Genomic DNA, 23709 nt, shown 5'->3' on the forward strand with positions numbered 1-23709 from the left:
GACTCCATAGGGCAGATACGCCCGTTCCACCCGCGAGGGCCTGGTCCTCGCTCACGGCCGGTCCGCCCGCACAGGGCCACGCAGCGGCCTCTTGCCACCCCGACTCAGGAGCAGCCCCGTGAAAGCGCTCGACCAGCTCACCTTCGACAACCGCTTCGCCCGCCTGGGCGACGCATTCTCTACCCAGGTACTGCCTGAGCCCATCGCAGACCCTCGCCTGGTCGTCGCCAGTGCGTCGGCCATGGCGCTGCTCGACCTGGACCCGGCCCAGGCCGAGCTGCCGTTGTTCGCCGAGCTGTTCAGCGGCCACAAGCTCTGGGAGGGCGCCGATCCGCGGGCGATGGTGTACTCCGGCCATCAGTTCGGCGGCTACAACCCGCGCCTGGGGGACGGGCGCGGCCTGTTGCTGACCGAGGTGGTCAACGATGCCGGTGAACATTGGGACCTGCACCTCAAGGGCGCCGGCCAGACACCCTACTCGCGCATGGGCGATGGCCGTGCCGTGCTGCGGTCCTCGATCCGTGAGTTTCTGGCCAGCGAAGCCTTGCATGCCCTGGGCATACCCAGCAGCCGCGCCCTGTGCGTGATCGGCTCCAGTACCCCGGTGTGGCGCGAAACCCAGGAAAGCGCTGCCATGCTCACCCGCCTTGCCCAGAGCCATATCCGCTTTGGCCATTTCGAGTACTTCTACTACACCCAGCAGCCCGAGCAGCAGCGCGTGCTGATCGACCATGTACTCAATGAGCATTACCCGCAGTGCAAAGACGCCGAACAGCCTTACCTGGACATGTTCCAGACCATCGTCGAGCGCAATGCCGAGCTGATCGCGCGCTGGCAAGCGTACGGTTTCTGTCACGGCGTGATGAACACCGACAACATGTCGATCCTGGGAATCACCTTCGATTTCGGTCCGTTCGCATTCCTCGACGATTTTGATGCCAACTTCATCTGCAACCACTCCGACGACCGCGGCCGCTACAGCTATGCCAATCAGGTACCGATCGCCCATTGGAACCTCAGTGCGCTGGCCCAGGCCTTGACCACGGTGATCGATGTCGAAGCGCTCAAGCAGGCGCTGGCGCTGTTCCTGCCCCTGTACCAGGCCCATTACCTGGACCTGATGCGTCGCCGGCTCGGCCTGACGACGGCCGAGGACGAGGACATGGCCCTGGTCGAGCGCCTGCTGCAACGCATGCAGAGCGGTGGCGTGGACTACAACCTGTTCTTCCGCCGACTGGGCGATCAACCGCTGGCCGACGCGCTGCAATCGGTACGTGACGACTTCGTCGGCTTGGCGGGTTTCGACGCCTGGGCGGTGGACTATCAAGCGCGCTGCGAACGTGAGCCGAACCAAGCTGCCGGGCGGCGTGAGCGCATGCACGTCGTGAACCCGCTGTATGTGCTGCGTAACTACCTGGCGCAGAACGCCATCGAAGCGGCCGAGGCAGGTGACTACACTGAGGTCAGGCGCTTGCATCAGGTGCTCAGCCGCCCGTTCGAGGAACAGACCGGGATGCAGGCCTATGCAGCGCCGCCCCCTGCCTGGGGCAAGCACTTGGAAATCAGTTGCTCGTCCTGAAACCCACTTACTCGAACGGAGATGAAATGACCGATTCGCTGGTTGTCCCTTGCCCTCACTGCAACGGCCTGAACCGCTTACCCGCCGACCGCCTGGGCGATGCGCCCAAGTGTGGCCGCTGCAAGCAGCAGGTGGTGCTCCAGGCGCCGTTCGTGCTGACCGAGAGCAGCTATGCAAGCCAGGTCAAAGGCGACCTGCCCTTGCTGATCGATGTCTGGGCCGATTGGTGCGGCCCCTGCAAGGCCTTCGCGCCAGTGTTCGAACAGGCGGCCCGCCATTTGAGTGGCCGCTGCCGCCTGGCCAAGCTCGACAGCGAAGCCAACCGCACCCTGGCCGGGCAACTGGGCATTCGCTCGATTCCGAGCCTCATCCTGATGCGCAACGGCCGCGAGGTCGCGCGCCAGGCGGGGGCTCTTCCCCTTCAGGCACTGCTGGAGTGGCTGCGCAGCCGGGGGGTTTGACCTCAGGTACCTGCCAGCAGCGACTCATAGGGGATACGCAGCCCCTCGTGCAGACGTCTGATCATGGAAAGACTCAGCCTGCGCTTTCCATTCAAGACCTCAGACACCCGACCACTGGACCCGATATAGGGCTCTAAGTCTCGAGGGGTAAGACTTTGTTGTTCCATGCAGAACTTGATGGCTTCCAGAGGGGTAGCCGACTGAATGGGATAGTGCTTGTTTTCATACACTTCAATCAGGGTAACGAGTACTTCCATTTCATCGGCTTCGGGGGTGCCCGGTTCGGCTTGGAAGATAGCCTCAAGCCGCCGAAAGGCCGCGTGCAGATCCTCATCACTGCGAATAGGCTTAATATTCACACACTGTCTCCACGTCAATTTCGTCATAGCGTTCATGGGTGCCGACGAATTTCACCCAGGCGATACCCGCCTTATATTGCATTTCCACGACGAGGCGATATTTATTACCGCCAATGTTGAAAACAATGCGGTTCCTTCCACAGATGCTAGCGTTGCCGAGCTGATCTTTCACATCCTGCGGCGTCAGCCAAGTAGCTTTGATCACTAGGTCATACCAGCTTTCCAATGCAGCCTTGGCATCGTGATTACCGGGCATCTCCCAAGATTTCACCAGGCTGCTCTTGGCAATCACCCGCATTTCGCTATTCTCCCGTTTTGGGAGATTATGATCAGCACCAGACTTTTACGCAAGCTGCACCTACTCATCCCCACCCAGCAAATCATGCAGCGCCACGAATTGCTGGGTCAGTTTGTGGCGGGGGTCGAGGTGGATCAGGGGCAGGCTGGCGTGGTGCGACTCACGCATCTTCACCGAACTGCCCAGATACACCGGCAGCACCGGCAAGCCTTCGGCCAGTAGCGCGTCCAGTATCTGCTGCGGCAGGCTGGCACGGGGCTGGAACTGGTTCACCACGATGCCCTCGACGATCAGGTGTTCGTTGTGGTCTTCCTTGATGTCCTCGATCTCGGCCAGCAGCCCGTACAGGGCCTGGCGCGAGAAGCTGTCGCAATCGAACGGGATCAGTACACGGTCCGCTGCGATGAGCGCCGAGACGGCGTAGAAGTTGAGAGCCGGCGGGGTGTCGATGTAAATCCGCTCATAGTCTTCACTCAAGTTTTCGAGCAATTTACGCAGCTTGTTGATCTTGTGCTTGGCTTCGAGCTTGGGTTGCAGGTCGGCCAACTCAGAGGTGGCGGTGACCACGTGCAGGTTGTCGAATGGCGTCTGGTGGATTTCGACCTTGTTCTTCTTCGCTCCAGGTCCGCCGGACAGGCTTTGCTTGAAGAAATCGGCGATCCCCATGGGAATGTCTTCGCCCACCAGCCCAGTGAGGTACTGGGTCGAGTTGGCCTGTGCATCCAGGTCGATCAGCAAGGTTCGGTAGCCTTCATGGGCGCTTACCGCTGCCAGGTTGCAGGCGATGCTGGACTTGCCCACCCCGCCTTTCTGATTGAACACCACGCGTCGCATGACTGAGCTCCGGATAGGGACGAGGTTCCGAGTATGTGGCGACGCTGTGTTCATGACCAGCGCTGCTACAGCGACCGCCCACCACGCGTGGCGCCATGCCGGCTGTCGGAAAAAGGAAACTATTCAATCGGACCACGCCACATCCGCTTGAAGGCGTTGTCTCTTTGGATCCGAATCCATTGCTACATCACCGCCGCACCGGGATAATGCGCGCCACTCGATGAACGCACCACCCCTGACAGGCAGGCGCCGAGTCGTTCGCTCGGCATGGAAGCCCCTCAGGGCGGGAAGAAGACCACCGTGATCACCTTCAACATCACCCAATGGCGTGCATGGGCTCCAGGCCTTTCGGCGCCTGCCGACTGGCACGCCTGGGCTAGCGGCAGTTCGCCATCGAGTGCAGACGCCTGCGCGCCTGACGTGGCCTTCCTGCCGGCCATGCAGCGTCGTCGGCTGAGCCACATGGCGCGCATGGCGTTCGCGGTGGCCTGGCCATTGGCAGAGGGCCAGCCGCCGCTGCCGCTGGTGTTCGTTTCACGCCACGGTGAAACACCCCGCACGTTTTCGATTCTGGGCGAACTGGCTGCCGGGCAGCCGCTGTCCCCTACCCAGTTCAGCCTCTCGGTGCACAACGCGGTCATCGGCCTGTGGTCGATCCTGCGCGGTTCCACCTGCGAGATGACGGCTCTGGCCGCTGCCGGGGATGGTTTCGAACAAGGCGTGGTAGAAGCCGCAGCGCTCATGGCTGATGGCGCCCCAGCCGTGCTGCTGATCGTCACCGAAGAGCAGCCACCACCGGCCTATGGCCCCTGGATAGACGACGTACCGTTCGCCTACGCGCTCGGCCTGTTGCTGACCCCGGGCCGGCAATGGCAGCTGGCGCCCGGCGAGGTCGCCGCGTCACCTGCCGTGCCTGCGCTGCCTCACGGCCTGGCCTGGCTCAAGGCCATGCTCAACGGCCGCGCCGATTTCACTCACACAGGGAAGCGTCGTACATGGAATTGGCACCGACAGCCGTGAGCAGGCCAGGCGACGCCTATATCTGGCGCCTGCTGGCCACCGCCACGAGCTTTATGCTGTTTGGCGTGGGCTGCCTGACCCTGCGGCTATTCGTGTTTCCGCTGCTGGCCTGCCTGCCCGGTGGCCGGGCACGGCACCGCGAGCGGGCCCGGCGCACCATCAGCTGGCTGTTCTGGCGCTTCGTGCAGTTCATGCGCGCCATGGGTGTGCTGACCTACGAAATTGACGGGGCCGAGCGCCTGGGCCGGCCGGGCCAGATGATCATCGCCAATCACCCGTCCCTGATCGACGTGGTGTTCCTGATCGGCCTGGTACGCCAAGCCAATTGCGTCGTGAAGCAGAGCCTGTTCGACAACCCGTTCACGCGCGGGCCGGTCAGCGAGGCGCAGTACATCGGCAACGATGGCAGCATGGACATGCTCGACACCGCCGTCGCCTCGCTGCAACAGGGCCAGACCCTGGTGATTTTCCCGGAAGGCACGCGTACCTCGCCCGGTCAGCCGCCGGCCTTTCACCGCGGCGCGGCTGCGATTGCCCTGCGCGGTGCAAGCGTCATCACCCCTGTCACCATCAAGGTCAGCCCGACCACGCTGACCAAGAACGAACCCTGGTACCGCATACCCGGCAGGCGGGTGCACTTCACCCTTTCGGTGGGCCCGGACGTGCATCCCGACGCCTACACGGCCCTGGGCCCTGCGCCCAAAGCTTCCCGTCTGCTCAACGATTATCTGCACAACTACTACATCAAGGAGCTCGCCGCCGATGAGCGCGCCACAGCAAAACCTCAACCGTGATCTCAAGCAACTGATCATCGACGCCCTGGGCCTGGAGGACATCAGCGTCCAGGACATCGACGACGAACAGACCCTGTTCGGCGAAGGCCTGGGCCTGGATTCGGTTGATGCGCTCGAGCTCGGCCTGGCCATCCAGAAGCGCTATGGCATCAAGATCGACGCCGATGCCAAGGACACCCGCAACCATTTCAGCAGTGTCGCCGCCCTGGCGGCGTTCGTCACCGCCCGTCAGGCCGCCTGAGACCGCATCATGCAAACCCGTGAAGACATCTTCAACATTCTGCGCGACGCCTTGGTCGAATTGTTCGAGCTCGAGCCTGAGCGCGTTAGCCTGGACGCCAACCTCTACCAGGATCTGGAGATCGACAGCATTGACGCCGTCGACCTGATCGATCACATCAAGCGCCAGACAGGCAAGAAGATCGCCGCTGACGAGTTCAAGTCGGTGCGTACCGTCAACGACGTGGTCGAGGCTGTGTTCCGCCTGGTGAACCCGGCGGCATGAAGCGACTGATCGGCGCCGGCCTGCTGATCGCCGGGCTGCTGTATCCGTTCGCCGTGCATTTCGGCATGGCGCACTACGCCCCCTGGCAATTTGGCCTGCTGCTCGGCGGCCTCTGGCTGGCACGTGCGCTGAGCGCGCCTCGCCGGCCCGGCAGCCTGTGGATGACAATCGCCGCCCTGGCGTTCTGTGGGCTGCTGGGGCTATCGGACAGCCAGGCACTGCTGCGTTGGTATCCGGTGCTCATCAGTACCTTCATGCTGGGGCTGTTCGGTAGCAGCCTGGTGCACGGCATGCCGGTGGCCGAACGCCTGGCACGTTTGAGCGACCCGGCGTTGCCGCCGCGCGCTGTGCGTTATACCCGGCAGGTCACCCAGGCCTGGTGCCTGTTCTTCCTGCTCAACGGCCTGATCGCGGCCGCCCTTACGCTGTGGGCGCCGTTGGGCTGGTGGACGCTCTACAACGGCGTGATCGCCTATGCCGCGATGGGCGTGCTGTTCGCCCTCGAATGGCTGATTAGACAACGTGTGCGAGGACGCTCATGAACTGGATCAACCTCGAACACCTGCTGCTGCCGCTGGATGCGCCGCGCCAGGTGACCCAAGCCCCCGGCCTGGACCACGCCGAACTGAGCCAGCAGGCGCTGCGCCTGGCCGGTGGCCTGCGTGCGCGGGGTGTTCGCCGATTGGCGGTGCACCTGGAGGACGCCGCGCAACTGGCCGCCGTCCTGCTCGGTGCATGGCGGGCCGAGGTCGAGGTCTTGCTGCCGGCCGACCTGCAACCGGCCACCCGCGAGCGCTGGAATGCCCACGTAGACCTGTGGCTCACGGATCTGGCTGAGGATACATCGCCCAACAGCTTGCTGGACGCACCCTTGCCACCTGCCATTCTGGACCTGGCCCGGTGCCGCATCAGCCTGTGTACCTCCGGGTCAAGCGGCGAGCCCAAGCGCATCGACAAGCAGGTCACGCAACTGGCCAGCGAGGTGAATGCGCTGGAGCACCTGTGGGGCAAGGCTCTGGGCCCTGCCTGGATCATCGGCAGCGTCGCTACCCAGCACATCTACGGCCTTCTGTTCCGCGTGCTGTGGCCCTTGTGCGCCGGGCGCGGGTTCGAGCGCCGCCAATTGCCGTTCCCCGAGGACCTGCAACGGGCCAGCCGCGCCCACCCGGCCTTTGCCTGGGTCGCCAGCCCGGCGCTGCTCAAGCGCATGGGCGAAAACCTCGACTGGCCAGCCCTGCAACCGGTGCGCAAGGTGTTCTCGTCAGGCGGTGAGTTGCCCGCCGATGCAGCCGAGCGCCTGCACCAGCGGCTGGGCCAATGGCCAGCAGAGATCCTCGGCAGCTCGGAGACCGGCGGGATCGCCTGGCGCCAGGGGCAGTCGTTGTGGCAGCCGTTTGCCGGTGTACAGCTCAGCCAGAATGACCAGGGGGCGCTGTGCATCGCCTCGCCCTACCTCCCAGCGGGGCATGTGGAACACAGCGCCGACGCCGTCGAATTCTCGTCCGACGGGCGCTTTCGCTTGCTGGGGCGACTGGATCGGATCGTCAAGCTCGAAGAAAAACGAATTTCTCTCCCCATGCTCGAACAGGCCTTGTGCACGCATCCATGGGTGTCTGAAGCACGTCTTGGCATGATCGAAAACGGCCGGGCCAGCCTAGGCGCCGTGCTGGTGCCGACCCCCGCAGGCCTGCACGCCCTGCGCAACCAGGGGCGGCGGGCCTTGGTCGAGGCCCTGCGCAGCCACCTGGCAGGCCACTGCGAGGCGCTGGCACTGCCACGCCGTTGGCGCCTGGTGCAGCACTTGCCGCTCAACAACCAGGGCAAGCTGACCCAGGCTGCGCTGCAGGCATTGCTGCTGGCGCCTCGCAGCATGGCCCCGCATGTGCTGGAACAGCACCGCGAAGGTGACGAGCTCCAGCTCAAGCTCGGCGTGCCCCTGGACCTTGCCTGTTTCCCAGGGCATTTTCCCCGCACGCCGGTGTTGCCCGGTGTGGTCCAGATCGACTGGGCCGTCGCGCTGGCCGCTGAGCTGACCGAGTCGCCGCTGCGCTTTGCTGGCATGGAGGTGCTCAAGTTCCAGCAGTTGGTGCGGCCCGGCGATGAGCTGGCGCTGAGCCTTCGCCTGGACACGTCACGCGGCAAGCTTTACTTCGCCTTCACCTGTGCCGGTCAACCGTGTTCGAGCGGCCGGGTTCTGTTGGAGAACGCCTGTGCATAAGCCCTGCGCGGTGATCCCGGTCTACAACCACGAACAGGCCGTCCCGGCGGTCGTGGACGATTTGCTGCGCGCGGGCCTGCCCTGCGTGCTGGTCGACGATGCCAGCGATGCAGGCTGCGCGCAGGTGCTCGCCCGGCTGGCCGAACAGAGGGATGTGTTCCTGGTCACCCTGCCTGTCAACCAGGGCAAGGGCGGTGCAGTCATGGCCGGCCTGCGCGAGGCGGCGCGACTGGGCTTCAGCCATGCGTTGCAGGTCGATGCCGATGGCCAGCACGACCTGGGCGATGTGCAGACGTTTCTGGAGCATTCCCGCCATGCCCCCCAGGCACTGGTATGCGGTTATCCACAGTACGACGCCAGTGTGCCCAGAGGGCGGCTTTACGCGCGTTACCTGACCCACGTCTGGGTGTGGATCAACAGCCTGTCGCTGCAGATTCCCGATTCCATGTGCGGGTTTCGGGTCTATCCGCTGCCAGCCACGCTGGCCCTGATCGACAACGTGCGCCTTGGCAAGCGCATGGACTTCGACCCGGAAATTCTCGTGCGCCTGGCCTGGCGCAACCAACCGATGCGCTGGTTGCCGACGCGGGTACATTATCCACAGGATGGCCTGTCGCATTTTCGCCTGGTCCACGACAACGCACTGATCTCCAAGATGCACGCCAAGCTGTTCTTCGGCATGCTGGTGCGAGCACCTGCAATCCTCTGGCGTCGGTGGCAGTCATGAGCACACCGTCGCAGCACTGGGCCGACCACCAGGAGCGGGGTAGCTTCTGGCTGATGAAGTTGACTGCCACCCTGGTACGGTTGCTTGGCCGCCGTGTGCTCAGCCCATTGATCCACCTGATCGTTGCCTACTTCTTCCTGTTCGGTCGCCGCGCCCGCCGCAGCGCGTGGCAGTACCAGCAACGCTTGCACCAATGGAACGCCGGGCAGACGCCTGCCCCAAGCTCATGGCAGGTCTTTCGTCAGTTCATGGCCTTTGCCGAGGCCCTGCTGGACAAGCTTGACGTGTGGAACGGCAAGCTGCGCATCGAGGATATCGAAATCCACGACCCGGCCGGCTTGCGTCAGCAACTGCGCGGCGCCCGCGGGCAGATGCTGGTGGGGGCCCACCTGGGCAACCTGGAAGTCTGCCGGGCCCTGGCCGAAATCGGCGAGCAGGTGACCATGAACGTGCTGGTGCACACCCGCCATGCCGAGCGCTTCAACCGCCTGCTGGGCGAGGCGGGAGCCACCAATCTGCGACTGATCCAGGTCAGCGAGCTGGACCCTGCGGTGATGCTGCAACTGTCCGAACGCCTGGAGCGTGGTGAATGGCTGGCCATCGCTGGGGATCGCGTGCCACTGCATGGCGGGCGCACTGTCGAGGTGGACTTTCTAGGCCATCGCGCCGCCTTCCCGCAGGGCCCATGGTTACTGGCGGGCATGCTCGAATGCCCGCTCAACCTGCTGTTCTGCCTCAAGCACGACGGCCGCTATCACGTCACCCTCGAACCTTTTGCCGAACGCCTGCAATGGCGACGTGGCCAGCGCGATCAAGTCATCGCCCAATGGGCCGCCCGCTACGCCGATCGCCTGGGCCACTACTGCACGCGCGCACCCCTGCAGTGGTTCAATTTCTACCCTTTCTGGAAGACCGATGACGATGCAAGCGCATGAACCTGTCACGTTCGGCGAATCGCCGCTGGCTATCGAAGACGTCGTGGCGCTGGCCGAAGGTCGTGCCACGGCACACCTGCAGGACGATGCTGCCTACCGCGAGCGCATTGCCCGCGGGGCGCGCTTTCTCGACACCCTGCTCGACAAGGAAGGGGTGATCTACGGCGTGACCACCGGCTACGGTGACTCCTGTGTCGTGGCCGTGCCGCTTGAACACGTCGAGGCGCTGCCACGCCACCTCTACACCTTCCACGGTTGCGGCCTCGGCAAGCTGCTGGACGCCTCGGCCACTCGCGCAGTGCTGGCTGCACGCCTGCGTTCACTCAGCCACGGCGTATCGGGTGTTCGCCTGGAACTGCTCGAGCGCCTGCGCGACTTCATTGCCCACGACATCCTGCCGCTGATCCCCGAAGAAGGTTCGGTAGGCGCCAGTGGCGACCTTACCCCGCTGTCCTACGTAGCCGCGACGCTCTCGGGCGAGCGCGAGGTGATGTTCCAGGGTCAACGCCGCCGCAGCGCCGACGTGCACCGCGAACTGGGCTGGCAGCCCCTGGTGCTCAGGCCCAAGGAAGCCCTGGCCCTGATGAACGGCACGGCAGTGATGACCGGCCTTGCGTGCCTGGCATTTGCCCGCGCCGATTATCTTCTGCACCTGGCAACCCGGATCACTGCATTGAACGTGGTTGCCTTGCAAGGCAACCCCGAGCACTTCGACGAGCGCCTGTTCGCCGCCAAGCCGCACCCTGGCCAGGCGCAGGTCGCCGCCTGGCTGCGCCAGGACCTGGCGATCGACGCCCCCCTGCCGCCCTTGCACCGCCTGCAGGACCGCTATTCGCTACGCTGCGCGCCCCATGTCCTGGGGGTGCTGGCCGATAGCCTGGGCTGGTTGCGCGGTTTCATCGAAACCGAGCTCAACAGCGCCAACGACAACCCGATCATCGACGGTGATGCCGAGCGCGTGCTGCACGGTGGGCACTTCTACGGCGGGCACATCGCCTTTGCCATGGACAGCCTGAAAACCCTCGTCGCCAACGTGGCCGACCTGCTCGACCGACAGCTCGCGCTGGCGGTGGATGTGCGTTACAACCACGGCCTGCCGAGCAACCTGTCGGGCGCACCGGCCGAGCGCGCCATGATCAACCATGGGTTCAAGGCTGTGCAGATCGGGGCCAGCGCGTGGACCGCCGAAGCGCTCAAGCAGACCATGCCCGCCAGCGTGTTTTCGCGCTCAACCGAATGCCACAACCAGGACAAGGTGAGCATGGGCACCATCGCCGCCCGCGATGCCCTGCGGGTCCTGGAGCTGACCGAGCAAGTCGCCGCCGCGGCACTGCTGGCCGCCAATCAGGGCGTTTGGTTGCGCAGCCAGCAGGCTCAGGCACACCCGTTGCCCCCTGCGCTGGCGCAGATGCATGAGGCGTTGCTGCAGGAGTTCGCGCCGGTCATCGAAGACCGCGCACTTGAAGGCGACCTGCGCCACTGCCTGGTGCGCATCGGTCAACGTCACTGGAGGCTGCATGCGTAACCCTGGCGTTTTCCACGTCGACACCGAAATCATCGTGCCGTTTTTCGATGTCGACAGCATGCATGTGGTCTGGCACGGCCATTACGTGAAGTACCTGGAAGTGGCGCGATGCGCCCTGCTCGACCGCCTGGCGCACAACTATGTGCAGATGCAGGCCAGCGGCTATGCATGGCCGGTGATCGACCTGCAGCTGCGCTACATGCGCGGCGCGACGTTCGGCCAGCGCCTGAATGTGAGGGCCAGCCTGGTGGAATGGGAAAACCGCCTGAAGCTGCATTACCTGATCAGCGATGCCGTGACCGGGGAGCGCATGACCCGTGCCAGTACGGTTCAGGTGGCCGTGCACATCGACAGTGGCGAGATGCAGCTGGCCTCGCCGCAGGCCATGCTCGATGCCGTGCAGCAGGTGTTGCCATGACCCCTGCGCTAAAACGGCTGGCCCGCGTGCTGGCAACGCTGGCGGTGCTGATCGTCAGCCCCTTGAGCGCAGCCTTCGACCTGGACGACCTGCAACGCCAGCTCAGCGCACCTGCGGTGGTCAAGGGCCCATTCATTCAGGAAAAACACCTGCGTGCCCTGCCCCAGCCCTTGCTGAGCGAGGGTGAGTTCGTGCTTGCCCGTGATCATGGCCTGCTCTGGATGCTGCATACCCCCCTGCGTCAGGACTACCGGATCGACGCCCAGGGCATTGCCCGGCGCGACCCGAGCGGCTGGCAAGTGCTGCCAAGCCGCAGCGCCGGTGCGCAGCAAAACCAGCTGTTCTTTGCCGTGCTGCAAGGTGACAGCACCGGGCTGCAGCGTGATTTCGAACTGGCGTTGAGCGGCGATGCAACCCAGTGGCAGCTGCGTCTGACCCCACGCTCGTTGCTGCTCAAGCAAATCTTCAGCCGCATCGATATCAGCGGTGGGCGTTTCGTGCAGCGCATCGAGCTGAGCGAGACCCAAGGCGACAGCACGGTATTGCGCCTGCCTGAAAGCACCGGTGCGGCCGAGCTGAGCGACATGGAGCGCAGTGACTTTGCCGACTGAACGCCAGTTGCCACGCCTGTTCGTCTTCGTGCTGCTGATCATGCTGGCCATGGCCGGCTGGCAGTGGCACCGCGGCGCGCCTTTGTCTGCCGACTTGATGGCGCTGGTGCCCGGCGCGACCCAGGATCCTCTGGTGCAACAGGCCGAGCAGCGGATGCAGGAGCCACTGAACCGCGAGTTGCTGCTTCTGGTCGGCCACGCTCAGCGACCACAGGCAGTGGCGCTGGCACAACGGTTGGCGAATCAGTGGCAGGCCAGTGGCCTGTTCGAAAAGGTGCAGTGGAGCCTGGACACCGACCTGCAGGCGGTGCGAGACCAGTTGCTCAAAGGTCGCCTGGCCATGCTGCCGGCATCTGACCGGCAACAATTGCAGCAGCAGCCGGACGCCTTCGTGGCGCAGCGCGTCCAGAGCCTGGTCGACCCCTTTGCGGGGTTCAGCCTGGTGCCGGGCCAGGACGACTGGTTAGGGCTGACCGGGCGCATCCAGAATGCCCAGCCCAAGCCCGCGAACGTGGAACTGGACACCGCCAGCGGTGCCTTGATTGCCCAGGCCGAAGGGTATTACTGGGTGCTGGTGCGCGCGCGCACCCTGGGCAATGCCTTCGACATGCATCTGCCCCTACAGGTGGCGGATTTGCTGGCCCAGGGGCGTGTGCAGGCAAGCGCCGTCGATGCGCGGTTGCTGGCCGCCAGCGGCCTGCTGCACGCCGCCGCCGGCCAGCAGCAAGCCAGCCGGGAGATCACCTGGGTAGGCGGCGGGGCAACGCTGGGTATCTTGCTGTTGCTATTGCTGGCCCTGCGCAGCGTGCGCGCGCTGCTGGCGTTCGTGCCCGTGCTAGTCGGCATGCTGTTTGGCTCAGTGGTGTGCGTGGCAGTGTTCGGCCAGATGCATGTCATGACCCTGGTCCTGGGCTCCAGCCTGATCGGGGTCGCGATAGACTATCCGCTGCATTATCTGACCAAGAGCTGGAGCCTCAAGCCCTGGCAAAGCTGGACGGCCGTGCGCCTGACCCTGCCAGGCATGAGCCTGAGCCTGGCCACCAGTTGCATCGGCTATCTGGCATTGGCCTTCACCCCATTCCCGGCGCTGACCCAGATTGCCGTTTTCTCCGCCGCTGGTCTGATGGGCGCCTACCTTAGTGCGGTGTGCCTGGTTCCGGCCCTACTGACCAAGGCTCAACTGCAACCCGCGGATTGGCCGATGCGTATCGCCCAGGCGCTCACCCGCTGGCGTGATGCATTGCTGCGCAAAGTGCCGAGCGCAGCGTTGCTGGCCCTGCTACTGCTGTTCTGCGCCAGCGGCCTCTGGCACCTGCAGACCCACAACGATATCCGCCAATGGGTGGGCACGCCGCCGCAGCTGTTGCAGCAAGCCCAGGCAGTAGCACGCATCACCGGTTACCAGCCCACCAGCCAGTTCTACCTGGTGCGGGCTGCCGACCAGCAGCAATTGCTCGAACGCACCCAGCAGTTGGGGGCCAAGCTGGACGAGTTGGTGGCGCTGGACAAGCTCAAGGGCTACATGAGCCTCGGCCAACTGGTCGCTACCCCTGCCGAGCAAGCACAGGTGCGCGAGGCCTTGGCTGCGCTACCTGAGCATTGGCAGCCTCTGCTGGCGCTCGGCGTTCCCCAAGCGGCCCTGGACGCTGAAGTCGCGCAACTGCGCGCACTGCCACTGCAGCGCATCGACGACGTGCTGGCAGGCCCATTGGGCGAGGCATGGCGACCCTTGTGGCTGGGCAGCGCAGGTGACGGCGTTGCTGCCATCGTCAGCCTGCAAGGCTTGTCTGACGCCGCCCTGTTGCGGTTGCAGACGCAGGACCTGCCCGGTGTACAGCTGGTTGATCGACTCGGCGAGCTGAACCAGTTGTTCGCCGCCACCCAGGTCAGCGCAGCGGAGCTCAAACTGCTTTCGTGCGCGTTGATTTTGATGCTCCTGGCCGTGCCTTTCGGGTTGCGGGGCTCTTTGCGCATCGTGGCCTTGCCGCTGCTGGCTGCGCTGTGCAGCCTGGCGAGCCTCGGCTGGCTGGGCGAGCCGTTGACACTGTTCAGCCTGTTCGGGCTACTGCTGGTGACAGCCATCAGCGTCGACTACGCCATCCTCATGCATGAGCGCATCGGCGGCGCCGCGGTGAGCCTGCTCGGAACCTTGCTGGCTGCGTTGACCACATGGCTGTCGTTCGGCCTGCTGGCACTGTCCAGCACGCCGGCCGTCAGCAACTTTGGCGTGGCGGTGAGCCTGGGGCTGGTGTTCAGCTTCCTGCTGGCGCCTTGGGCAGCGCCCCGCGAGGGAGCGCACGACCGCTCATGATGATCGTTATCTTCTGGGCGCTGGCGCTGGCGCTCTTCACCCTGGCCAGCAGGCTGGGCAAGCGCCTCGGGTTGATCCCGATCGTCAGCCATCTGTTGCTGGCAACACTGGTGCTCCCTGCCTTGATGGGCCTGTGGGTGACGCCGCATTGGCGCTTGGAGGGCACTGCGCTGATCGCACCGGCATGGGTAAAAACGCTCTACGGCGGTAGTTTCGCCCTGTTGCTCGGCCACATTCTGATCGACGTACTGGCGCTGCGCCCGGACCGCCAGGCGCTGAAACTTGCCGTGCCCAGTTTCCTGCTGCCGTTCGCCTGCGGTATCGCCTGTGCCTTCTGGGTGATAGGGCTGAGCGGTGTCGGTGCACTGGCACTGGGGCTGGTGTTCGCGATCACCGCCATACCGGTGCTCTACCTGTATCTCCAGGCAATCGGTTATCCCCTGGCGGCCAGCCGGCGGTTGTTGCAGGCTGCCATCCTGATCGACCTGGCATGCTGGCTGTTGCTAGGGGTAGGCCAGGGCAGCCTAGACCCCGGCACACTGGCCTTGCCGCTACTGGCGGCACTGCTGCCGTGGCCGTTGCACGCACTGGGTTTGCGTGCGCCTTCGCTGTATGGCGCGTTGTTCCTGGTGCTGTTGTTCATTGCCGAACACTACAAGCTCAACGCACTGGTGCTGGGGGTTGGCTATCTGGCGTGCCTGGCCTGGCTCAAGGTCGCGGCGGCATTGCCGCTGCCAGAGCGGTACAACCGCCGCGTGCAGCAGGGTTTGGCGGTACCCATGATCCTGACCTACGGCGTGGTGCAGATCGATGCCCATCAAGCCTTGGGGCAGTTGGACGCGTGGCAGCTAGTTGCCTTGCTGGTGCTTCCGATCGTCAGCAAGTTGCTGGGCAACTGGCTGGGCCTGTGCTGGGCTGCTCCGTCGCCCGGCGCTGCCGGCAAATGGCGCGAGAGCCTGCTGCTGAACATTCGCGGCCTCAGTGAAATCGTTTTCCTCAACCTGCTGCTTTCCCAGCAGTTGATCACCCCAGCGGTGTACTTCGCGCTCATGCTGATGAGCCTGGTCGCCACCCTGATGCCGGCGCTGGCTGGCCTTCATCGCCTTCCACTCAACACAGAACCCATGGCAAGGAGCCCGCATGCCAAACCTTGAAACCCAACAACGCGAGGTCCTGGTCATCGGTGCCGGGCCTTCCGGCGCCATCGCGGCGGCCTTGCTCAAGCGCAGCGGGCACGACGTACTGGTGATCGAGCGTCAGCGTTTCCCGCGTTTTTCCATCGGCGAAAGCCTGCTGGCGCACTGTCTGGACTTCGTCGAAGAGGCGGGCATGCTGGACGCCGTGCAGGCGGCAGGTTTCCAGTACAAGAATGGCGCTGCATTCGCCTGGGGCGACGAATACACCGCCTTCGACTTCGGGCAGACCTTCACGCCAGGCAAGACCAGCACCTTCCAGGTGCAGCGTGCCCGCTTCGACCAGATACTGGCCGACCAGGCCCAGGCTCAGGGCGTGGAAATCCGCTACGAGCATGAAGTTGTCAGCGCCGACATGGGCGGGCCACAGCCGCAGGTGGTGGTGCGCCGGCCCGATGGCAGCGAGTACCTGCTCCAGGCCCAGTTCGTCCTGGATGCCAGCGGCTACGGCCGCGTGCTGCCGCGCCTGCTGGACCTTGAAGCCCCGTCCGCTTTCCCAGTGCGCAAAGCGGTCTTCACGCACATCGAAGACCGCATCGACCACCCCGGCTTCGATCGCGACAAGATCCTCATCACCACCTACCCCGAGCACCGTGACGTCTGGTTCTGGACCATTCCCTTCAGTGATGGCCGCACCTCGTTGGGGGTAGTGGCCGCCGCTGAGCGCTTTGCCGCTGCCCCTGACGACCTCGATGCGTGCCTGAAGCACTTCGTGGCGCAAGCGCCTGGCCTGGCCAAGGTGCTGGCCAATGCAGTCTGGGACACCCCGGCTCGCACCATCGGCGGCTATTCGGCCAACGTGAAGGCGCTGCATGGGCCGGGCTACGCCCTGCTGGGCAATGCAGCGGAATTCCTTGACCCGGTGTTCTCCTCCGGTGTCACCATCGCCATGCGCTCTGCCAGCATGGCTGCCGGCCTGCTGCACCGCCAGCTGCAAGGGGAGGCAGTGGACTGGCAGAGCGCGTTTGCCGAGCCGCTGCAGCGTGGCGTCGATACCTTCCGTGTGTACGTGGAAGGCTGGTACGACGGCAGTTTCCAGGATGTGATCTATCACCCCGGCAGCTCACCGGAGATTCGCGCCATGATCAGCTCCATACTGGCCGGGTATGCCTGGGATACACGTAACCCGTTCGTCGCCGAGCCGCGGCGCCGGCTGCGTACCCTGGCCGAACTGTGCGCAAGGGACACCCCATGACCCAGCGCCCGTTCCTGAGCGAGACTTATGTGGAAGAAACCCGCATCGGGTTTCGCTTCCTGAGCAGCCACACCTGGCAGCATCACGTGCTGCGGGTGGCAATCGATGACCTCGCCCGGCTCTTCGCAGGCGCCCTTCCCCAGGCGCCGGTTCTGCTCGATGCCGGCTGCGGGCAGGGCAAGTCGTTCAAGCACCTGCAGCAGGTATTCGCCCCCTCCAGGCTGCTGGGCACCGACGCCGATCCGCACAGCCTCGACCTCAGCGCAGCCGAGGCCAAGCGCCTCGGTATCGAGGTGGAGTTGTCAGGCGGTGACTGCGCCAGCCTGCCCTACCCCGATGCCAGCATCGATGTACTGTTCTGCCACCAGACCTTCCATCACCTGGTCGAGCAGGAAAAGGCCCTGGCCGAGTTCTACCGCGTACTCAAACCGGGCGGCTACCTGCTGTTCGCCGAGTCCACGCAAGCCTATATCGATACCTGGGTCATTCGCTGGTTCTTCCGTCACCCCATGCACGTGCAGAAAAGCGCCGAGGGCTATCTGCACATGCTGCGCGTGCAGGGGTTCGCGTTCGGGCCCGACAACGTGTCCTATCCCTACCTGTGGTGGAGCCGGGCCAAGGACTTCGGCCTGCTGGAGCGCCTGGGCCTGCGCAAGCCTCCACCGGTCGGCGAACGCGATGAAACGCTGGTCAATGTAGTGGCTCGCAAGCCCTTGGAGCACGCATGAAACCCTGGATGGCGCTTGCCCTTTGTCTGATGCTCGGTGCCTGTGCCGTTAGGGCACCACTGCCCGCATCCCTTCCGGCGCTTGCCCTGCCGCAGCAACTGCATGTTGAGCGCACCCAGGCCGGGCAGCGCCAGGACTGGCTACTGGTGATCCAGGACGAGGGCGGCCGTCTGCGCTGGTCGCTGCTCGACCTGCTGGGTATTCCCCAGGCGCGACAAGTGCTGGACGGCCAGCAATGGCAGGCCGACGGCTTGCTGCCACCTAACCCGGCGGCCCGCGAGTTGTTCGCCGCCGTGCTGTTCGCCCTCACGCCACAGGACCAGCTGGCCCGGTTGTATCCCCAGGCCCGGGAGCAGCAGGGGCAGCGTTGGCTGGGCGCGCGCTGGCGGGTAACCTACCGCACGGCCCACGCGTTTGACTTGCACCTGGACCAAGGCCTGCGCTATGTAATCGACCCCCTGCCCCGTGAGCACACACCATGACCGCCTACCTCAATGCCCTGGGCCTGATCTGCGCCCTGGGCCATGGCCAGGCCGACGTCGCCGCACGCCTGTTTGCCGGCGACTGTTCAGGGATGCGGCCCGCCCCAGGCTGGATTCCCGAGCGCCAGCCTCCGGTGGGCGCCGTGACGCAGCCGCTGCCAGCCGTCCCCTTGCCGGAGCAGCACAGCCGCAACAATCAGCTGTTGTACGCCGCCGCGCTGCAGATCGAGCCCGCCCTGCGCCAGGCGATTACGCAATACGGTGCCCACCGTGTCGGGGTGGTCCTGGGTACCAGCACCTCGGGCATCGCCGAAGGCAGTGCCGCCATTGGCCACTTCCTGGCGAGCGATCACTTCCCGGCCGATTATCACTATGCCCAGCAAGTGTTGAGCGCGCCGGCGGACTTTCTCGCCGACTGGCTGCAACTCGGCGGGCCGGCCTATGTGATTTCAACCGCGTGCACCTCCAGCGGCCGCGCGCTGCTGAGCGCTCGGCGTCTGCTGGACCTGGGCGTATGCGATGCGGTGTTGTGCGGCGGGGTGGACAGCCTCTGTCACCTCACGCTCAACGGGTTCAGCGCCCTGGAAGCGATCAGCGAGCGCCGCTGCAATCCGTTCTCGGCCAACCGCGACGGCATCAACATCGGCGAGGCTGCCGCCTTGTTCTTGATGACCCGCGCGCCTGAAGCGCAAGGCGAGCGCATCGCCCTGCTCGGCGCAGGCGCCAGTTCCGACGCCCACCACATCTCCGCGCCCGACCCAACTGGCGCCGGTGCCTTGCAGTGCATGGGCAAAGCGCTGGACAATGCCGGGCTTGAGCCCGCGCACATCCATTACCTGAACCTGCACGGCACCGCCACGTCCCATAACGACGCCATGGAAAGCCTGGCCGTCGATACCCTGTTCGGCGCCGGCCTGCCGTGCTCATCCAGCAAGCCGATGACGGGCCATACCCTGGGCGCTGCCGGTGCGCTCGAGGCGGCGTTCTGCTGGCTGAGCCTGAGCAGGCACAACCCGTTGGGCTTGCTGCCGCCGCACTTGTGGGACGGCCAGCCCGACCCTGCCCTGCCTGAACTGACCCTGGTCGACGGCAGCCAGCGCCTGGCAACCCATGGCCCACGGCGACTGATGAGCAACTCGTTCGCCTTCGGCGGCAACAACGTCAGCCTGATTCTTGGAGACATCGCATGATCACCTGGCCCCTGGCCGAGCTGCTGCCCCATGCTGGCGACATGATCCTGATCGATCACATCGAGCACTGTGACGAGGAGCAGATCAGCACCCGTACCACCGTACGGCCCGGCGCACTGTTCAATCGCGCCGATGGCAGCCTGCCGGCCTGGTTCGGCATCGAGCTGATGGCCCAGAGCGTCGCCGCCTACGCCGGTTGCCGGGCGCGACGCAATGGCCAGGCCGTCGAGCTGGGTTTTTTGCTCGGTGCCCGCAAGTACACGTGCGATGTCGAGTTTTTCCCGGCCGGCGCCCAATTGCATGTCCATGCCCAACGCTCGCTCGAAGACGAGAACGGCATGGGCGTTTTCGAATGTCACCTGCGCGGCCCCGGCATCCACGCCACCGCCCGCCTGAATGTGTACCGCCCGCCGCAAGCGGCCAGCTACCTGGCCGAAGCGGGCCCTGAGGAGCCCCTTTCATGACTGATACCATCCTGGTGACCGGTTCGAGCCGTGGAATCGGCCGTGCCATCGCCCTGCGCCTGGCACGTTCGGGTTACGACCTGGTACTGCATTGCCGCAGCGGCCGGTCCGAAGCCGATGTGGTGGCCGATCAAGTGCGTGCTCTGGGGCAGCAGGCGCGCGTATTGCAGTTCGACATCGGCGAACGCGCCGCCTGCCGCTTGGCGCTCGAAGCCGACGTGGAGGCGCACGGTGCCTACTACGGCGTGGTGTGCAATGCCGGCCTGACCCGCGATGGCGCCTTCCCCGCGCTGACCGACGAGGATTGGGACCAGGTGCTGCGGACCAACCTGGACGGTTTCTACAATGTGCTGCAGCCACTGACCATGCCCATGATCCGCCGCCGCGCGCCGGGCCGCATCGTCTGCATCACCTCGGTTTCAGGGCTCATCGGCAACCGCGGGCAGGTCAACTACAGCGCTTCGAAGGCGGGCCTGATCGGGGCGGCCAAGGCCTTGGCAATCGAACTGGGCAAGCGGCGCATCACCGTCAACTGCGTAGCGCCCGGGCTGATCGACACGGCCATGCTCGACGAACATGTGCCGGTGGACGAACTGATGAAGATGATCCCTGCCGGGCGCATGGGCACCGCTGAAGAGGTAGCAGGCGCCGTCAACTTCCTCATGTCGCCGGAGGCCAGCTACATCACCCGCCAAGTGCTGGCGGTCAACGGGGGGCTGTGCTGATGCGCCGCGTGGTCGTCACCGGCATGGCCGGCATCACCTCGCTGGGCAATGACTGGGCAACCATTGCCGGTCATTTCGCCAGCCAACGCAGTGGTATCCGCCGCATGGACGAGTGGGACCGCTTCGAGGAAATGAACACGCGCCTGGCCGGGCCCATCGATGATTTCAAGGTCCCGGCGCACTGGACGCGCAAGCAGCTTCGCAGCATGGGCCGGGTGTCGCGCCTGGCCGTTGGCGCTGCCGAACAGGCCCTCGCCGATGCAGGCTTGCTCGGCGACCCGAGCATTCGCGATGGCCGCATGGGCGTTGCCTGCGGCTCGTCCACCGGCAGTACCGACGAGATCAAGGCGTTCGGCAACATGCTGCTCAACTCGGTGGCCGACGGGCTCAACGCCAATTCCTATGTGCGCATGATGCCGCACACGACCGCCGCCAACATCAGCATTTTCTTCGGCCTGACCGGGCGCCTGATCCCCACGTCCAGTGCCTGCACCAGCGGCAGCCAAGGCATTGGTTATGCCTATGAAGCCATCAAGTACGGGCGCTTGCCGATGATGCTGGCCGGCGGTGCCGAAGAACTGTGCCCGACCGAGGCCATGGTCTTCGACGCCCTCTATGCCACCAGCCTCAAGAACGACACGCCGCACCTCAGCCCGCGCCCCTACGACTGCGGCAGGGATGGCCTGGTGATCGGCGAAGGCGCCGGCATGCTGGTGCTCGAAGAGCTTGAGCATGCACAGGCGCGAGGCGCGAAGATTCATGCCGAGATCATCGGTTTCGGCAGCAACGCCGACGGCCAGCACACGACCCGACCCGAACAGTCGACCATGCGCCGGGCCATGGAACTGGCGCTCGAAGACGCAGGCCTGACACCGGAGGCGATTGGCTATGTGAACGGCCATGGCACCGCGACCGAGCAAGGCGACATCGCCGAAACCCTGGCCACCAGCAGCCTGTTCGGCCCACGCATGCCCCTCAGTTCGCAGAAGAGCTTCCTGGGCCATACCCTGGGGGCGTGCGGTGCGCTGGAGTCCTGGTTCAGCATCGAAATGATGAACAGCGACCGCTATGTGCACACGCTGAACCTGGACGCGGTAGACCCTCGCTGCGGCGAACTGGACTACCTGCGTGGTGAGTTCCGCCACATGAGCCACGGGTTCGTGATGAACAACAATTTTGCCTTCGGCGGGGTCAACACGTCGCTGATCTTCCGCCGCTGGCCCTGACCCTCGATAGGAGCGCAAGGAATGTCCTCACTGCTACGCGCCGCTGCACTAGGGCTGGTACTGGCCGGCCTTGCCGGTTGTACCTCCAAGCCGGTGCTCAACCCCTCGGAACAACTGGCTGCTGCCACCCCTTACACCCAGCAGCAGGTCCAGCAGGCGATCCTCAAGGCCGTCGTCGAGCGCGGCTGGACGGCCCGTTCGGTGGGCGCCTCGGTCATTCAGGCCGACATCACCGTGCGCAATACCTTCTACGCCGCCGTGGATATTCACTACAGCGCCAGCCAGTTCCGCATCGATTACCGCGATAGCCGCGAACTGGGCTATGACGACGGCAAGATCCACCGCAACTACAACCGCTGGGTCTACAACCTGGACCGCAGCATCGTGCGCCAGCTCAACGCACTGTCCGCCGATCAGCTTGTGCAACGCAGCAACGCCTCATCAAACCACTGACCAAGGAAGACCCCGATGCGCTTGAAAACCCTGACCGCCGCCACCGCCCTGCTGCTCGCTGCCCTACCCGGCCTGAGCCAGGCTCGCGACACGGCGCTGTACCTGCCGTTCGAAAAGGTTGTGCAGCAGATGCTCGCCGAGAAGAAGCTCGATGGCTCGGTCAAATTCTACCTGGCCGGTGTAAAGCCGCGCGGCAAGGTCACCGTGATCAGCCCCAACTCGGTCACCAACAAGAAAACCAACGCCTTCAACAAGAGTGACGAGGCTGCCTGTGAGTGGGCCCTGCAATCCGCGTTGCTGACCTTGCAGGACGCTGCTCGCAAGGCCAACGCCAATGCCGTGACGAACATCGCCAGCTACTACAAACGTAACGAGCGCAAGGACGCTTCCACCTACGAATGCCACGCCGGTGCAGTGATTGCCGGTGTTGCGCTCAAGGGTGACCTGGCCCGCGTCAACTGATGACCCGCCCCGCTCACCGGGCTGGTTTCATCCCTGAACCTGCCCGGTGAGCAGCTCGGCAAACGCCTCGGCCATCGCCGACCTGCGGCACTGGCGCTGTACCAGCCAGACCGCCGAGGTGGCTTGCTCGTCCAGCAAGGTGCGGTACACCACGCCCTCGATGCGCATGCGCTGATAGGACGCCGGCAGCACCGACACCCCAAGCCCCGCCGACACCAGGCCGATGATGGTCATGGCCTCCCCTGCTTCCTGCGCGAAATGGGGACTGAAACCCGCCTGGCGCGCCAGATCCAGTAACTGCGCGTACAAACCACTGCCGTAACTCCGTGGAAAGAAAACGAAAGGCTCGTGGGCCAGCGCTGCCAGGTGCACACCCTGCTCGGCGCCGTTGGCCAGCGCATGGGAGGCGTTGATCACTGCCACCAAAGGCTCACGAAACAGTTCGGTCGCAACCAGGCCGCCGGCCAACGGCATGGGTCGCATCAGCCCCACTTCGATGGACTCATCGAATACGCCCTGCGCCACTTCGCGGCTGCTCATTTCCATGAGGTTCAAATGCACGGCTGGAAAGCGCTGCCGGAACGCATGAATCGCCTTGGGAATTTTCGATGTGAACGGGGCCGAGGATGTGAAGCCGATCTTCATTTCACCCAGTTCACCCAACTGTGCGCGGCGGGCGACATCGGCGGCCTTTTCGACCTGTGCCAACACCTGGCGAGCCTCTTCCAGAAACAGTCGCCCGGCCTCGCTGAGCTCGACACGGCGGTTGGTCCGCTCGAACAGCCGCGCACCGAGTTCCTGCTCGAGCGCAAGGATCTGTTGGCTAAGTGGCGGCTGCGAGATGCCCAGTTGCTGGGCTGCCCGGCCGAAGTGCAACTCTTCGGCAACCGCGACGAAATAGCGTAAGTGGCGCAGCTCCATCACCCACCTCTCATAGGTCGTGAAACGTCTTAATTATGTCGAACAATATATTGGACCTAATTATTAGCCAGCTAT

General features: G+C 64.7%; 28 protein-coding genes. 24 read left to right on the plus strand and 4 right to left on the minus strand.

The genetic code is table 11. The annotated features are described in order from the left end of the window. Positions 1 to 118: 118 nt before the first annotated feature. Positions 119 to 1579: a protein adenylyltransferase SelO gene (gene selO / locus CWR53_RS21005; protein ID WP_100852406.1), complete on the plus strand. Its 1461-nt coding sequence runs from the start codon at positions 119 to 121 to the stop codon at positions 1577 to 1579. Between the two features lie 26 nt (positions 1580 to 1605). Beyond that, complete coding sequence (gene trxC, locus CWR53_RS21010; protein WP_058602950.1) at positions 1606 to 2040, plus strand: thioredoxin TrxC; 435 nt, start codon at positions 1606 to 1608, stop codon at positions 2038 to 2040. 2 nt (positions 2041 to 2042) lie between these two features. On the opposite strand, the gene CWR53_RS21015 is transcribed toward trxC, so the two are convergent. From CWR53_RS21015 to CWR53_RS21025, 3 genes are read right to left on the minus strand one after another with little or no spacing between them, the layout of a single operon-like run. Beyond that, positions 2043 to 2399, minus strand: coding sequence for a type II toxin-antitoxin system HigA family antitoxin (locus CWR53_RS21015; protein WP_100852407.1), 357 nt, complete (start codon positions 2397 to 2399; stop codon positions 2043 to 2045). Further along, the gene (locus CWR53_RS21020; RefSeq protein ID WP_100852408.1) at positions 2389 to 2697 is read right to left on the minus strand and encodes a type II toxin-antitoxin system HigB family toxin; all 309 of its coding nucleotides are present in this window, start codon (positions 2695 to 2697) and stop codon (positions 2389 to 2391) included. Before CWR53_RS21020 ends, CWR53_RS21015 begins: the two co-directional genes overlap by 11 nt. 60 nt (positions 2698 to 2757) lie before the next feature. Next, complete coding sequence (locus CWR53_RS21025; RefSeq protein WP_100852409.1) at positions 2758 to 3531, minus strand: ParA family protein; 774 nt, start codon at positions 3529 to 3531, stop codon at positions 2758 to 2760. Between the two features lie 300 nt (positions 3532 to 3831). Here CWR53_RS21025 and CWR53_RS21030 point away from each other — a divergent pair, with 300 nt between their 5' ends. From CWR53_RS21030 to CWR53_RS21135, 22 genes are read left to right on the plus strand one after another with little or no spacing between them, the layout of a single operon-like run. Beyond that, entirely contained in the window at positions 3832 to 4551 is a 720-nt protein-coding gene (locus tag CWR53_RS21030) for a beta-ketoacyl synthase chain length factor (RefSeq protein WP_058603079.1), read from the plus strand. Then, on the plus strand, positions 4527 to 5345 hold the full coding sequence (locus tag CWR53_RS21035; RefSeq protein WP_058602946.1) for a 1-acyl-sn-glycerol-3-phosphate acyltransferase: 819 nt from the start codon (positions 4527 to 4529) through the stop codon (positions 5343 to 5345). The genes CWR53_RS21030 and CWR53_RS21035 overlap by 25 nt, the downstream gene beginning before the upstream one ends. Further along, a complete protein-coding gene (locus CWR53_RS21040; RefSeq protein ID WP_058602945.1) occupies positions 5314 to 5586 on the plus strand; it encodes a phosphopantetheine-binding protein in 273 nt (90 codons plus the stop codon). Before CWR53_RS21035 ends, CWR53_RS21040 begins: the two co-directional genes overlap by 32 nt. A 9-nt stretch (positions 5587 to 5595) precedes the next feature. Next, positions 5596 to 5850: an acyl carrier protein gene (locus CWR53_RS21045; RefSeq protein WP_058602944.1), complete on the plus strand. Its 255-nt coding sequence runs from the start codon at positions 5596 to 5598 to the stop codon at positions 5848 to 5850. Continuing rightward, the gene (locus tag CWR53_RS21050) at positions 5847 to 6392 is read left to right on the plus strand and encodes a hypothetical protein (RefSeq protein ID WP_058602943.1); all 546 of its coding nucleotides are present in this window, start codon (positions 5847 to 5849) and stop codon (positions 6390 to 6392) included. Before CWR53_RS21045 ends, CWR53_RS21050 begins: the two co-directional genes overlap by 4 nt. Further along, positions 6389 to 8068, plus strand: a complete 1680-nt coding sequence (locus CWR53_RS21055) for an AMP-binding protein (RefSeq protein ID WP_100852410.1) — start codon at positions 6389 to 6391, stop codon at positions 8066 to 8068. The genes CWR53_RS21050 and CWR53_RS21055 overlap by 4 nt, the downstream gene beginning before the upstream one ends. Beyond that, positions 8061 to 8795 carry a glycosyltransferase family 2 protein gene (locus CWR53_RS21060; RefSeq protein WP_100852411.1) on the plus strand — a complete coding sequence of 245 codons (735 nt, stop codon included), beginning with the start codon at positions 8061 to 8063 and terminating at the stop codon, positions 8793 to 8795. The genes CWR53_RS21055 and CWR53_RS21060 overlap by 8 nt, the downstream gene beginning before the upstream one ends. Continuing rightward, complete coding sequence (locus tag CWR53_RS21065; protein ID WP_100852412.1) at positions 8792 to 9730, plus strand: glycosyl transferase; 939 nt, start codon at positions 8792 to 8794, stop codon at positions 9728 to 9730. Before CWR53_RS21060 ends, CWR53_RS21065 begins: the two co-directional genes overlap by 4 nt. After that, a complete protein-coding gene (hutH, locus tag CWR53_RS21070; protein ID WP_100852413.1) occupies positions 9711 to 11255 on the plus strand; it encodes a histidine ammonia-lyase in 1545 nt (514 codons plus the stop codon). Before CWR53_RS21065 ends, hutH begins: the two co-directional genes overlap by 20 nt. Next, complete coding sequence (locus CWR53_RS21075; protein ID WP_058602938.1) at positions 11248 to 11673, plus strand: thioesterase family protein; 426 nt, start codon at positions 11248 to 11250, stop codon at positions 11671 to 11673. The genes hutH and CWR53_RS21075 overlap by 8 nt, the downstream gene beginning before the upstream one ends. Beyond that, entirely contained in the window at positions 11670 to 12284 is a 615-nt protein-coding gene (locus CWR53_RS21080) for an outer membrane lipoprotein carrier protein LolA (protein WP_058602937.1), read from the plus strand. Before CWR53_RS21075 ends, CWR53_RS21080 begins: the two co-directional genes overlap by 4 nt. Beyond that, positions 12274 to 14595, plus strand: a complete 2322-nt coding sequence (locus CWR53_RS21085; RefSeq protein ID WP_181405498.1) for an MMPL family transporter — start codon at positions 12274 to 12276, stop codon at positions 14593 to 14595. Before CWR53_RS21080 ends, CWR53_RS21085 begins: the two co-directional genes overlap by 11 nt. Then, the gene (locus tag CWR53_RS21090; protein WP_058602935.1) at positions 14592 to 15749 is read left to right on the plus strand and encodes a hypothetical protein; all 1158 of its coding nucleotides are present in this window, start codon (positions 14592 to 14594) and stop codon (positions 15747 to 15749) included. Before CWR53_RS21085 ends, CWR53_RS21090 begins: the two co-directional genes overlap by 4 nt. Beyond that, complete coding sequence (locus CWR53_RS21095; protein WP_100852415.1) at positions 15736 to 16983, plus strand: NAD(P)/FAD-dependent oxidoreductase; 1248 nt, start codon at positions 15736 to 15738, stop codon at positions 16981 to 16983. The genes CWR53_RS21090 and CWR53_RS21095 overlap by 14 nt, the downstream gene beginning before the upstream one ends. Further along, entirely contained in the window at positions 16980 to 17711 is a 732-nt protein-coding gene (locus tag CWR53_RS21100) for a class I SAM-dependent methyltransferase (RefSeq protein ID WP_100852416.1), read from the plus strand. Before CWR53_RS21095 ends, CWR53_RS21100 begins: the two co-directional genes overlap by 4 nt. Further along, a complete protein-coding gene (locus CWR53_RS21105; RefSeq protein WP_100852417.1) occupies positions 17708 to 18193 on the plus strand; it encodes a hypothetical protein in 486 nt (161 codons plus the stop codon). The genes CWR53_RS21100 and CWR53_RS21105 overlap by 4 nt, the downstream gene beginning before the upstream one ends. Beyond that, positions 18190 to 19383: a beta-ketoacyl-[acyl-carrier-protein] synthase family protein gene (locus CWR53_RS21110; protein WP_100852418.1), complete on the plus strand. Its 1194-nt coding sequence runs from the start codon at positions 18190 to 18192 to the stop codon at positions 19381 to 19383. Before CWR53_RS21105 ends, CWR53_RS21110 begins: the two co-directional genes overlap by 4 nt. Then, positions 19380 to 19847, plus strand: a complete 468-nt coding sequence (locus CWR53_RS21115; protein ID WP_100852419.1) for a hotdog family protein — start codon at positions 19380 to 19382, stop codon at positions 19845 to 19847. The genes CWR53_RS21110 and CWR53_RS21115 overlap by 4 nt, the downstream gene beginning before the upstream one ends. Beyond that, the gene (gene fabG, locus CWR53_RS21120) at positions 19844 to 20572 is read left to right on the plus strand and encodes a 3-oxoacyl-ACP reductase FabG (RefSeq protein WP_058602930.1); all 729 of its coding nucleotides are present in this window, start codon (positions 19844 to 19846) and stop codon (positions 20570 to 20572) included. Before CWR53_RS21115 ends, fabG begins: the two co-directional genes overlap by 4 nt. Continuing rightward, a complete protein-coding gene (locus CWR53_RS21125; RefSeq protein WP_100852420.1) occupies positions 20572 to 21798 on the plus strand; it encodes a beta-ketoacyl-ACP synthase in 1227 nt (408 codons plus the stop codon). The genes fabG and CWR53_RS21125 overlap by 1 nt, the downstream gene beginning before the upstream one ends. A gap of 21 nt (positions 21799 to 21819) precedes the next feature. Continuing rightward, positions 21820 to 22251 carry a hypothetical protein gene (locus CWR53_RS21130; RefSeq protein WP_058602928.1) on the plus strand — a complete coding sequence of 144 codons (432 nt, stop codon included), beginning with the start codon at positions 21820 to 21822 and terminating at the stop codon, positions 22249 to 22251. A 15-nt stretch (positions 22252 to 22266) separates the two neighbouring features. After that, positions 22267 to 22713 carry a hypothetical protein gene (locus tag CWR53_RS21135; protein WP_027913518.1) on the plus strand — a complete coding sequence of 149 codons (447 nt, stop codon included), beginning with the start codon at positions 22267 to 22269 and terminating at the stop codon, positions 22711 to 22713. 27 nt (positions 22714 to 22740) lie between these two features. Here the strand turns inward: CWR53_RS21135 and CWR53_RS21140 are convergent, their stop codons facing one another. Beyond that, entirely contained in the window at positions 22741 to 23634 is an 894-nt protein-coding gene (locus tag CWR53_RS21140) for a LysR family transcriptional regulator (protein ID WP_100852421.1), read from the minus strand. Positions 23635 to 23709: the final 75 nt, after the last annotated feature.

The sequence above is a fragment of the Pseudomonas sp. SGAir0191 genome (assembly GCF_002812565.2).
GTDB lineage: Bacteria > Pseudomonadota > Gammaproteobacteria > Pseudomonadales > Pseudomonadaceae > Aquipseudomonas > Aquipseudomonas parafulva_B.